At 72.0% G+C, this 12,952-nt stretch carries 10 protein-coding genes and 1 pseudogene; 9 read left to right on the top strand and 2 right to left on the bottom strand.

Annotated elements, in window-relative coordinates:
* Position 1 precedes the first annotated feature (1 nt).
* The 4 genes from CW359_RS00495 (at position 2) to CW359_RS00480 (ending at position 3,647) form a co-directional block, all read left to right on the top strand.
* On the top strand, positions 2-631 hold the full coding sequence (locus CW359_RS00495; protein ID WP_105967656.1) for a DoxX family membrane protein: 630 nt from the start codon (positions 2-4) through the stop codon (positions 629-631).
* 158 nt (positions 632-789) lie between these two features.
* Positions 790-1,695 (top strand): universal stress protein, encoded by a 906-nt coding sequence (locus CW359_RS00490; RefSeq protein ID WP_105968175.1) that lies wholly within the window; start codon positions 790-792, stop codon positions 1,693-1,695.
* Between the two features lie 45 nt (positions 1,696-1,740).
* Positions 1,741-2,763 (top strand): zinc-dependent alcohol dehydrogenase, encoded by a 1,023-nt coding sequence (locus tag CW359_RS00485; protein WP_105967655.1) that lies wholly within the window; start codon positions 1,741-1,743, stop codon positions 2,761-2,763.
* A 5-nt stretch (positions 2,764-2,768) separates the two neighbouring features.
* Complete coding sequence (locus CW359_RS00480; protein ID WP_105968174.1) at positions 2,769-3,647, top strand: universal stress protein; 879 nt, start codon at positions 2,769-2,771, stop codon at positions 3,645-3,647.
* 17 nt (positions 3,648-3,664) lie between these two features.
* Here CW359_RS00480 and ppk2 read toward each other — a convergent pair whose 3' ends face one another.
* On the bottom strand, positions 3,665-4,468 hold the full coding sequence (gene ppk2 / locus CW359_RS00475) for a polyphosphate kinase 2 (RefSeq protein ID WP_105967654.1): 804 nt from the start codon (positions 4,466-4,468) through the stop codon (positions 3,665-3,667).
* A gap of 53 nt (positions 4,469-4,521) precedes the next feature.
* On the opposite strand from ppk2, the gene CW359_RS00470 reads away from it, so the two are divergent.
* From CW359_RS00470 to CW359_RS00450, 5 genes and pseudogenes are all read left to right on the top strand, one after another.
* Positions 4,522-6,903 (top strand): phosphoketolase family protein, encoded by a 2,382-nt coding sequence (locus tag CW359_RS00470; protein WP_105967653.1) that lies wholly within the window; start codon positions 4,522-4,524, stop codon positions 6,901-6,903.
* 31 nt (positions 6,904-6,934) lie between these two features.
* Positions 6,935-7,974, top strand: a pseudogene (gap, locus tag CW359_RS00465) (type I glyceraldehyde-3-phosphate dehydrogenase).
* A 153-nt stretch (positions 7,975-8,127) separates the two neighbouring features.
* On the top strand, positions 8,128-10,848 hold the full coding sequence (locus CW359_RS00460; protein WP_105967652.1) for a bifunctional acetate--CoA ligase family protein/GNAT family N-acetyltransferase: 2,721 nt from the start codon (positions 8,128-8,130) through the stop codon (positions 10,846-10,848).
* Between the two features lie 13 nt (positions 10,849-10,861).
* On the top strand, positions 10,862-11,599 hold the full coding sequence (locus CW359_RS00455; RefSeq protein ID WP_105967651.1) for a CBS domain-containing protein: 738 nt from the start codon (positions 10,862-10,864) through the stop codon (positions 11,597-11,599).
* 16 nt (positions 11,600-11,615) lie between these two features.
* Positions 11,616-12,113 (top strand): flavodoxin domain-containing protein, encoded by a 498-nt coding sequence (locus tag CW359_RS00450; RefSeq protein ID WP_105967650.1) that lies wholly within the window; start codon positions 11,616-11,618, stop codon positions 12,111-12,113.
* Here CW359_RS00450 and CW359_RS00445 read toward each other — a convergent pair.
* Complete coding sequence (locus CW359_RS00445) at positions 12,110-12,817, bottom strand: universal stress protein (RefSeq protein ID WP_232838136.1); 708 nt, start codon at positions 12,815-12,817, stop codon at positions 12,110-12,112. The genes CW359_RS00450 and CW359_RS00445 overlap by 4 nt on opposite strands.
* Positions 12,818-12,952 lie beyond the last annotated feature (135 nt).

Here is a 12,952-nt window from a genome sequence, read left to right as displayed (position 1 = left end):
CATGGCCGTGCACGAGCACCCTCACCGGAGTTCTGGCTTCCACCTGCCGTCCTTCCGCAGGAACCGGAACGCCGCCACCTCCGAGTCCGCCGTGTCGGCACTCAGCGACACGCACACCGCGCGGGCCTACGTCCTCGCGTCCCTGCGCCTGCTCACCGGGTTCGTCTTCCTGTGGGCGTTCCTCGACAAGACCTTCGGCCTCGGCTACGCCACCTCCTCCGGCAAGGGCTGGATCGACGGCGGCTCGCCCACCAAGGGCTTCCTCGGCTCGGTGGCCGCGGGGCCGATGGAGTCGACCTTCCACGACTGGGCCGGGGCCGCCTGGGCCGACTGGCTGTTCATGCTCGGCCTCCTCGGCATCGGTGTCGCGCTGATCGCCGGTGTGGCGCTGCGGTTCGCGGCCCTCGCGGGCACCTTGATGATGGCGCTGATGTGGGTCGCCGAGTGGCCGCCCGCCCAGCACCTCTCCGACGGCTCGCCGAGCATGTCGACGAACCCGTTCGCCGAGTACCACGTCGTCTACGCCGTCGTCCTGATCGCCCTGGCCGCCGCCTCCGCCGGGGACGCCCTCGGACTCGGCCGGCTGTGGGCCAAGCTCCCGCTGGTCCGCCGCAGCCCCTGGCTGCGCTGATCCGCGGGAGGGGCGGCGGACCACGTCGGTGGGTCCGCCGCTCCACGACACCGGCCGATGGGGCCGGTCGGCCCTGGGCAGGGACCTGCGGCCCCTGCCCAGGGCCTCGTCCGGAGACAAGGCTCGTATCAGAGCCCCCGATTCAAGAGGTGGAGATCATGACCCGCACCATCACCGTCGGCGTCGACGGTTCGAGCGAAAGCCTGGCCGCCGCCGAGTGGGCGGCCCGCGAGGCCGGGCTGCTGGGCCTGCCGCTGAAGCTGGTGCACGTGTGGGAGCCGGTCCCGGCTCCCATGGCGCAGGCGCCGCTGCTCGGAGCCGAGACGCAAGCCCACTGGACCGAGCGCATTCCGCGCGAGGCCGCCGAAGGCATCCGCCTGCGGCACCCCGGCCTGGAAGTGACCACCGAGCAGCTGTCCGGGCACCCCGCCGACGTCCTGGCGGACGCGGCGAAGGACGCCGAGCTGCTGGTGCTGGGCTCGCGTGGAATGAGCGGCATCGGCGGCTTCATGGTCGGCTCGGCCGGCCTGTCGACCGTGGCGCACGCCGAGCGGCCGGTCGTCCTGGTCCGGGCCGGGGAACAGGCAGCCGACGAGCACGAGATGGACCCGGCCGGCATCCCGTCCGCCGCGACCCCGTTCCGGCCCGTCGTCCTCGGCCTCGACATCGGGAGCCCTGACGAGGACCTGATCGAGTTCGCCTTCGCCGCGGCGGCCCGTCGCGGTACCTCCCTGCGGGTCGTGCACGGCTGGAACCCGCCCCCGTACTACGCCTACGGCCTGGCCACCGACCTCGAACTCCACGGCGCCCTCGCCCGCCGCGAGACCGTCGCCCTGACCGAGTTCCTGCGCCCGTGGCGGGACAAGCACCCGGACATCGAGGTCACCGAGGAGTCCCTCTACGGCACGCCCGGCAACCACCTCGTCGACGCTTCCCGCGAGGCCTCCCTGGTCGTCGTGGGCCGCCGGATCCGCCGCAACCCGTTCGGCACCCACATCGGCCCGGTCGTCCACGCCGTCCTGCACCACTCCGCCGCCCCCGTCGCCGTCGTCCCGCACGACTGACGTCCCGCACCCGAAGACCCCCAGGAACCCGAGGAGTTGAACCCCATGAAGGCAGCGGTCGTACGAGCCTTCGGCGAGCCCCTGGTCATCGAGGACCGCCCCGACCCCGAGCCCGGCCCCGGCCAGGTCCGGGTCCGTGTCGAGGCCTCCGGGCTGTGCCACACCGACATCCACGCCGCCCACGGCGACTGGCCCGTCAAGCCCAGCCCGCCCTTCGTGCCCGGCCACGAGGGCGTCGGCCTCGTCGAGAAGCTCGGCGCCGGCGTCACCCACCTGAGCATCGGACAGCGGGTCGCCGTGCCCTGGCTCGGCAGGGCCTGCGGGCGGTGCGAGCACTGCCTGTCCGGCTGGGAGACCCTCTGCGAGCAGCAGATCAACACCGGGTACGGCTGCGACGGCGGTTACGCCGAGAAGATGCTGGCCTGGGCCGACTTCGCGCAGCCCGTGCCGGACGGCGTCAGTGCCGTCGACGCCGCCCCGCTGACCTGCGCGGGCGTCACGACGTACAAGGCGCTCAAGGTCGCCGAGGTGAAGCCCGCGCAGCTCGTGGCGATCTCCGGCGTGGGTGGGCTCGGTCACCTGGCCGTGCAGTACGCGAAGATCGCCGGGGCCACCGTCGCCGCGATCGACGTCACCGACGAGAAGCTCGAACTCGCCGCCGAACTGGGCGCCGACATCATCGTCGACGCCCGCAAGGACGACGTCGGCGCGGTCCTGAAGCAGCACGGCGGCGCGCACGCAGCGATCGCGCTCGCCGTGAACGACGCGGCCTTCGAGGCGGTCAACGCCGGACTGCGGCGCGGCGGCAAGCTGGTCATGGTCGCTCTGCCCGCGCACGGCACGGTCCGCGTGCCCATCTTCGACACCGTCCTCAACGGCACCTCCGTCATCGGCTCGATCGTCGGCACCCGGCAGGACCTCGCCGAGGTCTTCCGGCTGCACGCGGCGGGCCGGACCCGGGTCATCAGCGAGACCCGCCCGCTGGCCTCCGTCAACGAGTGCATCGACGAGGTACTGCGCGGTGAGGTCAAGGCCCGGATCGTCTTCGACCTGGAAGCGGGGCGGTGACGGAGATGACGACGGACCTGCCGATCGTCGTCGGCGTCGACGGCTCCGAGCCCGGTCTGCGGGCCGTGGACTGGGCTGCGGACGAGGCGGCCGTACGCGGGCTGCCCCTGCGGCTGGTGTACGCCTCGCTGTGGGAGCGGTACGAGGGCGCCTACCTCGCCGAGGACCTGGGCAAGCCGTCCGAGCAGGTCATGGCCGAGGACGTCGTGGCGAGCGCCGCCCGTCGCGCCACGAGCCGCCGGCCCGAGGTGAAGGTCTCCACCGACATACGGGCCGAGGAACCCGAGTACGCGCTGGTACGGGAGAGCCGCAGAGCCTCCCTCCTGGTGACCGGCACCCGAGGCCGCAGCGGCATCACCGAGGCGCTGCTGGGCTCCGTGAGCCTGACCATGGCCGGACACGCCCACTGCCCCGTGGTCGTCGTGCGCGGCAGTCACGACAACCAGGCCCTGCCCGCGACACACGGCCGTGTGGTCGTCGGCGTGGGCGAGCAGCCGGTGGCCTCGGCGGCGGTGCGCTTCGCCGCCGACGAGGCGCGGCGGCGCGGGGCCGAGCTGGAGGCCGTACGGGCCTGGCGGTGCCCCGGGCACGAGACCACCGACCATCCGCTGCTCGCCGGGGCACCCGCCCGGCTGCACGCGCAGCAGGCGGTGGAGGCCCTGGAGAAGGCGCTCCAGGACGTCCCGGCCGGGGTCGCGGTGCGCCGTCGTACGGTCGAGGGCCATGCCCGGACCGTCCTGGTGGACGCCTCGCGCGACGCCGACCTCCTGGTCCTCGGGGCCCGCCGCAGGCAGCGGCACTTCGGGCTCCAGCTGGGCCGGGTCGCCCACGGCGTGCTGCACCACTCCGCCTGCCCGGTCGTCATCGTGCCCGAGCGGGTGTGACCGAGGTGACCGGCCGCTCAGAGGCTCGCAGCGTGATCGGGGACGTAGGTCTGCAGATCACGCGGCGGACGCTGGTAGCCGGTCGACGGCGGCCGTGCCGGCAGCTCAAGCACCGGCGGCGGTACCTCGTGGTAAGGCACGGACGACAGCAGGTGGGCGATGGTGTTCAGCCGCGCCCGGCGCTTGTCGTCGCTCTCGACCACGTACCAGGGTGCCTCGGAGATGTCGGTGTGCACCAGCATCTCGTCCTTGGCCCGGGAGTACGCCTCCCAGTGAGTGATCGACTCCAGGTCCATCGGCGAGAGCTTCCAGCGCCGCAGCGGGTCCTCCAGCCGCCGCCGGAAGCGCTCCTGCTGCTCGGTGTCGCTCACCGAGAACCAGTACTTGCGCAGCAGGACCCCGGCCTCGACCAGCATGCGTTCGAAGATCGGACACTGCCGGAGGAACAGCTGGTGCTCCTCCTTCGTGCAGAAGCCCATCACGTGCTCGACACCGGCCCGGTTGTACCAGGACCGGTCGAACAGCACGATCTCCCCGGCCGCCGGCAACTGCTCGACGTACCGCTGGAAGTACCACTGCGTGCGCTCGCGCTCGGTCGGCTTCGGCAGCGCCGCGATCCGGGCCACACGCGGGTTGAGGTGCTCGGCGACCCGCTTGATCGTCCCGCCCTTGCCCGCCGCGTCCCGCCCCTCGAAGACCACCACCAGCCGGGTCCCGGTCGCCCGCACCCACTCCTGCAGCTTCACCAACTCGGTCTGCAGGCGCAGCAGTTCCTTCTCGTACGAGTCGCGCGGCAGTCGTGCCGCCTTCTTGCCGGCCATGCCGCCTCCACCGCCCGATGACCCCTACGCCCACGACTTCCGGAGTCCTCCCCATGTCCAAGGTCGAACACCAGGACGCCACCGTACTTTCCGACGACGAGCTGCGCACCCTGGACGCCCACTGGAGGGCCGCCAACTACCTGACCGCCGGGCAGATCTACCTGATGTCCAACCCGCTGCTGACCGAGCCCCTGACGCCGGAGCACATCAAGCCGCGTCTGCTCGGCCACTGGGGCACCTCGCCCGGCCTCAACCTCGTGTACACGCACCTCAACCGGGTGATCGGGGCGCGGGGTCTCGACGCGCTGTGCGTGTGGGGACCCGGACATGGCGGCCCGGCCGTGGTCGCCAACTCCTGGCTGGAGGGCAGCTACAGCGAGACCTACCCGGACGTGTCCCGGGACGCGGAGGGCATGGCACGGCTGTTCCGGCAGTTTTCCTTCCCCGGCGGCGTGCCCAGCCACGTCGCTCCCGAGACGCCCGGCTCGATCCACGAGGGCGGCGAACTCGGCTACTCGCTCTCCCACGCGTACGGCGCCGCCTTCGACAACCCCGGCCTGCTGGTCGCGTGCGTGATCGGTGACGGCGAGGCCGAGACCGGGCCGCTGGCCGCCTCCTGGCACTCGAACAAGTTTCTCGACCCGGTGCACGACGGCGCTGTCCTGCCGATCCTGCACCTCAACGGCTACAAGATCGCCAACCCGACGGTGCTCTCCCGCCTCCCGGAGGCCGAACTCGACGCGCTGCTGCGGGGATACGGCCACGAACCGATCCACGTCACCGGCGACGACCCGGCCCAGGTGCACCGGGACATGGCTGCGGCGCTGGACCGCGCGCTGGACCGCATCGCCGTGATGCAGCAGACCGCCCGCGAGGACGGTGTCACCGAGCGCGTGCACTGGCCGGTGATCGTGCTGCGCACACCGAAGGGCTGGACCGGTCCGGCCGAGGTCGACGGCGAGCCCGTGGAGGGAACGTGGCGTGCCCACCAGGTCCCGCTGGCGGGAGTGCGCGAAAACCCGGCCCATCTGCGGCAGTTGGAGACCTGGCTCCGCTCGTACAGGCCCCAGGAGCTCTTCGGCCCGGACGGCCGCCCCGCCGCCGACGTCCTCGCCTGCGTCCCCGACGGCACCAAGCGGCTCGGCTCCACCCCGTACGCCAACGGCGGCCTGCTCGTACGCGACCTGCCCGTCGCACCACTGGACGAGTTCGCCGTGCCCGTCGACAAGCCGGGCACCACGCTGCACGAACCGACCCGGGTTCTGGGCGACCTCCTGGCCCGGGTGATGAAGGACACGGGCGGACGCCGGGACTTCCGTCTCGTCGGCCCCGACGAGACCGCGTCCAATCGACTGCAGGCCGTCTTCGACGTCAGCGGCAAGGCCTGGCAGGCCGAACACCTGCCGGTCGACGAACACCTCGAACATCACGGCCGGGTGATGGAGATCCTCTCCGAACACACTTGCCAGGGTTGGCTGGAGGGCTACCTCCTGACCGGCCGGCACGGACTGTTCTCCTGCTACGAGGCCTTCGTCCACATCGTCGACTCGATGGTCAACCAGCACATCAAGTGGCTGCGGACATCGAGGGAGTTGCCGTGGCGGGCCCCGATCGCCTCCCTCAACTACCTGCTCACCTCGCACGTGTGGCGCCAGGACCACAACGGCTTCTCCCACCAGGACCCCGGGTTCGTCGACCACGTCCTCAACAAGAGCCCCGAGGTCGTACGGGTGTACCTTCCGCCGGACGCCAACACCCTGCTCTCGGTGGCGGACCACGCGCTGCGCAGCCGCGACTACGTCAACGTGATCGTGGCGGGCAAGCAGCCCTGCTTCGACTGGCTGTCCATGGACCAGGCCCGCGCCCACTGCGCGCGCGGCGCCGGCATCTGGGAGTGGGCGGGGACTGAGAACGGCGCTGAGCCCGATGTGGTGCTGGCCTGCGCGGGCGACGTACCGACACAGGAAGTCCTCGCCGCCGCACAGTTGTTGCGCAGCCATCTGCCGGACCTCGCTGTACGGGTCGTGAACGTCGTCGACCTGGCCCGGCTGCTGCCCCGCGAGGAACACCCGCACGGAATGAGCGACTTCGAGTACGACGGCCTGTTCACCACCGACAAACCGGTGATCTTCGCCTACCACGGCTACCCCTGGCTGATCCACCGCCTCGCCTACCGCCGCACGGGCCACGCCAATCTGCATGTGCGCGGCTACAAGGAGTCGGGGACGACGACCACCCCGTTCGACATGGTCGTCCGCAACGACCTCGACCGCTACCGCCTCGTCATGGACGTCATCGACCGCGTCCCGGGCCTCGCCGTCCGCGCCGCCGGCGTACGTCAGTCGATGGCCGACGCCCGGACCCGTCACCACGCCTGGATCCGCGAGCACGGCACGGACCTGCCCGAGGTCGCCGACTGGGCCTGGAACGCCTGAAATCTCTTACCCAGCAGAGGAGTTCACCGTCATGACCGTACGCGTCGGCATCAATGGCTTCGGCCGGATCGGCCGCACCTACCTGCGCGCCGCCCTCGACCGTGCCGAGACGGGCACCCAGGACGTCGATGTGGTCGCGATCAACGACATCACCTCGCCCGCCACCCTGGCCCTCCCCCAGACTTCGTCCGGGGGGACCCCCAGCTGGAGTACGACTCGACGTTCGGCCGCATCGGGCGCGAGGTCGCGCATGACGACAGTTCGATCACCGTCGACGGCCGGCGCATCGCCGTCACCGCGGAACGCGACCCGGCCGCCCTGCGCTGGTCCGACCACGGCGCCGACATCGTGATCGAGTGCACCGGGCGGTTCCGCGACCGCGACTCCGCGGCCCTGCACCTGAAGGGCGGCGCCCACACCGTGCTGCTGTCGGCACCCGGCAAGGGCGTGGACGCCACCATCGTCATGGGCGTCAACGACCGGACCTACGACCGGCACCGCGACCGCATCGTCTCCGCCGCCTCCTGCACCACCAACTGCGTCGCCCCCATGGTGAAGGTCCTCGACGACGCCTTCGGCATCGAGCGCGGCGTGATGACCACCATCCACGGCTACACCAACGACCAGTCCCTGCTCGACAGCCCCCACAAGGACCTGCGACGGGCCCGCTCCGCCGCCCTCAGCATCATTCCCACCAGCACCGGTGCCGCCCGCGCCGTGGGCCTGGTGATGCCGGAACTGGCCGGGACACTGGACGGGATCGCGGTCCGGGTGCCCGTGGAGGACGGCTCGCTCACCGACCTCGCCGTCGTCCTCGCCCGGGACGCGACCGCCGAAGAGATCAACGCCGCGTTCGAAGCCGCCGCCGACGGCCCGCTCAACGGCGTCCTGCGCGTCTCGAAGGCCCCGATCGTCTCCCGCGACGTCATCGGCGACCCCGCCTCCTGCGTCTTCGACCCGGCGCTGACCCAGGCCAACGGCACCCTGGCCAAGGTCTTCGGCTGGTACGACAACGAGTGGGGCTACACCAACCGTCTCCTGGACCTGACGGCCCTGGTGGCGGGCGACTGACGACTGATGACCGCTCGTCGCAGCGTCGGAAGCGGGCCGGTCGGCGGTCAGGGAGGGGGGCCGACCGGCCCGGAGACGACCCGTGCAGCCCATGGGCCGCACGGGCGCTCCGCCGGACGATCGAGGCAACGAAAGCCATGGAGGAGACCTGCGATGACGGACGACCTGCTCGGCCGCCCCACGGTCCACGCCCTGCTCGCGGACGGCACCACCGCGTGCCTACGTCCGGTGCGGCCGGGTGACCACGACCAGCTGCGAGGGTTCTACGAGGAGATGTCATCGGAGAACCTCCGCCTGCGTTTCTTCGCGGCGAGCCGGCGCTCGGCCGCCATGGCCGCCGACCGGGCCTGTGCCCCGGCAGGCCGGGGCCACCGGGCTCTGCTGGCCGAGGTGGACGGCCGGGTGATCGGCATCGCCGAGTACGGCACCGGTACCGGTCCCGGCACGGAGATGGACAGCGGCGGGAAGGACGGCGCGGAGATCTCCATCGCCGTCGCCGACGGTCTGCACCACCGCGGCGTGGGCACCCTGCTCGTCGAGCACTTGGTCTCGGCGGCGCGCGCGGAGGGCATCACCACCTTCACCGCCGACGCGCTCAGCGAGAACCACGAGGTGCTCCGCCTCTTCGCCGACCTCGGTCTGCGCACCTCCCGCCGCTTCGAGGGGCCGGAGGTGCGCTGCACGATCCACCTGGACGAGGACGACACCTACCTGTCGGCCGTCGAGGCCCGGGGCCGGGCGGCCGACGTGGCCAGCCTGCTGCCCCTCCTGCGACCGTCCACGGTCGCCGTGGTCGGCGCCGGGCGCACGCCCGGATCGGTGGGCCGGGCCATCCTGCACCACCTGCACTCCGGCGGCTTCACCCGGCGGCTCTTCGCCGTGAACCCCGCCGTCAGCTCGGTGCTCGGCGTGCCGTCCCACCCGTCGGTCGCCGCGCTGCCGAAGACGCCCGACCTGGTGATCGTGGCCGTACCGGCCGCCGTGGTCCCGGCCGTCGCCGATGAGTGCGGCCGGGCCGGGGTACGAGCCCTCGTCGTCGTCACCGCCGGCCTCGACCACACCCAGGCACAGGCCCTCCTGACCACCTGCCGCACCTACGGCATACGGCTCGTCGGCCCCAACTGCCTCGGCGTCTCCAACACCGACCCGGAGCTGAGCCTCGACGCGACCTTCGCCGCCGAACACCCCCGCCCCGGGACGGCCGGTGTCGCCGTGCAGTCCGGCGGGGTCGGCATCGCGCTGCTCGACGGACTGTCCCGGCTGGGCATCGGCGTCTCCTCCTTCGTCTCCCTCGGCGACAAGTACGACGTCAGCTGCAACGACATGCTCCAGTGGTGGGAGAGCGACGGCCGCACCGACCTGGCCCTGCTGCACCTGGAGTCCTTCGGCAATCCCCGCGCCTTCTCCCGCACCGCCCGGCGCGTGACCCGCCGCATCCCGGTGCTCACCGTCGACGCCGGCCGTACCGCTGCGGGCCGCAGGGCCGCCGCCTCGCACACCGCTGCCGCCGCCACCCGCACCATGACCCGCGGTGCGCTGTTCATTCAGGCCGGCATCACCGCGACCCGCTCGGTCGGTGAACTCCTCGAAACGGCGGCCCTGTTGCACTCCCAGCCGCTGCCGGAAGGCAGCCGCGTCGCGATCGTCACCAACGCGGGCGGAGCCGGAGTACTCACCGCCGACGCCTGCGCCGAGGCCGGGCTTGCCCTTCCCCCGTTCACCCCCACGATGATCGACGAGCTCCTCGCCGTACTGCCGGACGGCGCCGCCATCGGCAACCCGATCGACGCCACGGCCGCGGTGTCCGAGGAACAGCTCACGGAGTGCGTGGACCGACTGACCCGGTGCTCCGGCATCGACGCCGTCGTGGTGGCCCTCGTACCCACGGCGGTCGCCGCCGCCACCGGCGACGACCTCGTGCGGGCCGTCACCGAGGCACCCGGCCGACGGGCGCGGCCCGTGCTCGCCGTACGCCTGGAGCAGGACCGGTCCGTCCGGCTGCTGCCCGCCGCCGACGGCGGCACCATCCCCTCCTACGCCGAACCGCAGGGGGCTGCCCGCGCGTTGGCACACGCCGCCGAGCGTGCGGCCTGGCTCGCCCGGCCCGCCGGCGTCGTCCCCGACCTCGACGACATCGAGACCGAACGGGCGCGCACGGTCGTCGCGGAGTATCTGGCCGCGCGGCCCGACGGGGGCTGGCTCGATCCGCGTACCTGCGCCGACCTGCTCGCCTGCTACAGCGTCCCGCAGATCCCGTGGGCGTGGGCCGTGAGCGAGGACGAGGCCGTGCTCGCCGCCGAACGGCTGCGGGGCTTCGACGGCCGGGTGGTCATGAAGGCGCACTGGCCCGGACTGCTGCACAAGGCCCAGGAGCACGCCGTCCACCTCGACCTGCGCGGGGACTCCCAGGTCCGGGCCGCGTTCCGCGACCTGGAGACCCGCTTCGCGGGACTCATGACCGGTGTGGTCCTGCAACCCCTCGCCGCCCGTGGCACCGAACTCCTCGCGGGCGTCGTCCAGGACGAGGTCTTCGGCCCGCTCGTCCTGTTCGGGCTCGGCGGCACGGCCACCGAGGTCCTCGCGGACCACGCGGCCCGCCTCGCCCCCCTGACCGACCGCGACGTGCACGAGCTGATCACCTCGCCGCGGTGCGCCCCGCTGCTGCTGGGCGGGAACGGGAACACCCCCGTCGACCTCAAGGAACTGGAACACCTGCTCCTGCGGCTGTCCCGGATGGCGGCGGACCTGCCGCAGCTCGCCGAGGCCGACTTCAACCCCGTCCTGGCGACACCCGGCGGCGTCACCGTGCTCGACGCACGGATACGCCTGCTGCCACGCCGCCCCCAGGACCCGTATCTGCGTCGGCTGCGCTGAGGAGAGAACGACCATGAGGCACAACAAGGTCGGCTCCGTGATGACCACGGACGTCGTCCGCGCCGAGCACGGCACACCGTTCAAGGAGGTGGCCCAGCTGCTGGCCGCCAATCGGATCAGCGGACTGCCGGTGGTGGACGAGGACGACAAGGTCGTCGGGGTCCTGTCCGAAACGGACCTGATGATGCACCAGGCGACCGCGCCGGACCCGTACGAGCCCAAGCACCGCGCGAAGCTCGCCGAGCTGACCCCCAGCGCCCGGCGCCGGACCGCGACGGGCAGGGCACGCACCGCCGGTGAACTGATGACGCAGCCGCCCGTCACCGTGCACGCCGACGACACCATCGTCCAGGCCGCCCGCACCATGGTCCAGCGGCACGTGGAACGGCTCCCCGTCCTCGACGAGGAGGACCGGCTCGTCGGGATCGTCACCCGCCGCGATCTCCTCCAGGTCTTCCTGCGGCCCGACCAGGAGATCCGCACCGAGGTGATCGAGGAGGTCCTGGTGCGCGCGCTGTGGTTGCCGCCGAGCAGCTTCGAGGTCTTCGTGGTGGAAGGCGTCGTCACGCTCACCGGACACATGGAACGCAAGAGCGAGACGGAGATCGCCGTCGCCATGACCCGCCGGATCGACGGCGTGGTCGACGTGGTCGGCAAGCTCACCTACCGACTCGACGACGCGGACCTTCGTGCCGAGGCACGGACACGAGCACCGAACGGCGTGGCCGACGACTGGCTGCGCCGGTTGTGAAAGGAGGCGGACCGTCATGACCGACACCGTGTTGGTCACCTACGGAACGACGAACGGAGCCACGGCGGAGATCGCCGAAGCCGTCGCCGACGTCCTGCGCAAGGACGGGCTGACCGCCGAGGCGCTTCCGGCCCGGTCCGTGACGGACGTGGCCCGGTACGACGCCGTCGTGGTCGGCGCCGGGCTCTATGGCGGGCGCTGGCACAAGGACGCGCGGCGGTTCGTCCGCCGGCACCGCGCCGCTCTCGCGGAACGTCCGGTGTGGCTCTTCAGCAGCGGACCGCTCGACGCCTCGGCCGCCGAGCGGGACATCCCGCCGGTGCGCGGCGTGCGGCGGGTCATGATCCGGCTGGACGTCCGGGATCACGTCACCTTCGGAGGATGCCTGGAAGAGGGTGCCAAAGGGCGGATCGCGGGCATGATCCTCCGCTCGGGGAAGGGCGGCGACTTCCGGGACTTCGGCACGATCGGGGCCTGGGCACAGGGCATCGCCGGGTCGCTGAAGTCCTCCTAGGAGGGGAGGAGTTGCCGTGAGGCCGGCACCACGGCCAGGGGGCGGGCAGCCTCGCGCAGAAGAGCGCGCACGACCTCGCCCCACTCCTCCGTACCGGACTTTCGGCCCACCACGATCAGTGTGGCGCTGTGGGCGTGGTGCAGGAGGGCCTGAGCCGGTGTGAAGAGAACGACGTCTTCGAGCACCGCAACCCGCGGATACCTCTCGCGCCACGGACGCAGGACGTCTGCCAGGAGCTGCACCTCCTGGTCCTCCCAGGTCGCACGTTCCTCCTCCGGCACACCGAAAGGCCACTCGGCGGCACAGGGCGGAAGCAACCAGGCGTGCACGACGTGCAGGAGGGCATCGCATACCCGGGCGCTGTCGAAGGCGAAGCCGATGGTGGCGTCGGAGGGGGCTCGGGCGTCCACGCCGAGAAGGACCGTCCCGGAGCGGTGTGTGGAGGCGTGTCCGTCCGGAACGAGCACCAGCGGACGCTCGGTTGCCCTGACGGCAGCCGGAAAGAGGGAGCCGAGAGGCCGTCCGGTGTCGTCGATCCCGTGGGGGACGCCGCACACGATCAATTTCGCGTGCCCCGGGTCAGGCGGCGCGCCCACGAACGTACGCATCGGCACACCGCGCAGCCGCGCCTCCCGTTCGGCCCAGTCGACCGTAGAGCGGCTCGGCGCCGACGGGTCGGTACAGGCAAGGATCACTGGTTCCATCGCAGTCGGCCTTTCCGGGGCGGCGGGACGAGCCCCTTGGCAGCCCAGCCTGTCGTACGCCTTCGCGTCAGGGCAGAGGTTGAACGGTCCCGTGGAGTCGTGCATCCGGGCCGGCCCGCGCCGAAGGCACCCGGG

The organism is Streptomyces geranii, assembly GCF_002954775.1.
Classification (GTDB): domain Bacteria; phylum Actinomycetota; class Actinomycetes; order Streptomycetales; family Streptomycetaceae; genus Streptomyces; species Streptomyces geranii.
This window is presented reverse-complemented; position numbering and strand designations above follow the sequence as displayed.

Bases quoted from the DNA above. Each gene is read 5' to 3' on its own strand.
- CW359_RS00495 (WP_105967656.1), top strand. From the start codon at position 2: ATGGCCGTGCACGAGCACCCTCACCGGAGTTCTGGCTTCCACCTGCCG.
- CW359_RS00490 (WP_105968175.1), top strand. From the start codon at position 790: ATGACCCGCACCATCACCGTCGGCGTCGACGGTTCGAGCGAAAGCCTG.
- CW359_RS00485 (WP_105967655.1), top strand. From the start codon at position 1,741: ATGAAGGCAGCGGTCGTACGAGCCTTCGGCGAGCCCCTGGTCATCGAG.
- CW359_RS00480 (WP_105968174.1), top strand. From the start codon at position 2,769: ATGACGACGGACCTGCCGATCGTCGTCGGCGTCGACGGCTCCGAGCCC.
- ppk2 (WP_105967654.1), bottom strand. From the start codon at position 4,468: ATGGCCGGCAAGAAGGCGGCACGACTGCCGCGCGACTCGTACGAGAAG.
- CW359_RS00470 (WP_105967653.1), top strand. From the start codon at position 4,522: ATGTCCAAGGTCGAACACCAGGACGCCACCGTACTTTCCGACGACGAG.
- CW359_RS00460 (WP_105967652.1), top strand. From the start codon at position 8,128: ATGACGGACGACCTGCTCGGCCGCCCCACGGTCCACGCCCTGCTCGCG.
- CW359_RS00455 (WP_105967651.1), top strand. From the start codon at position 10,862: ATGAGGCACAACAAGGTCGGCTCCGTGATGACCACGGACGTCGTCCGC.
- CW359_RS00450 (WP_105967650.1), top strand. From the start codon at position 11,616: ATGACCGACACCGTGTTGGTCACCTACGGAACGACGAACGGAGCCACG.
- CW359_RS00445 (WP_232838136.1), bottom strand. From the start codon at position 12,817: ATGGAACCAGTGATCCTTGCCTGTACCGACCCGTCGGCGCCGAGCCGC.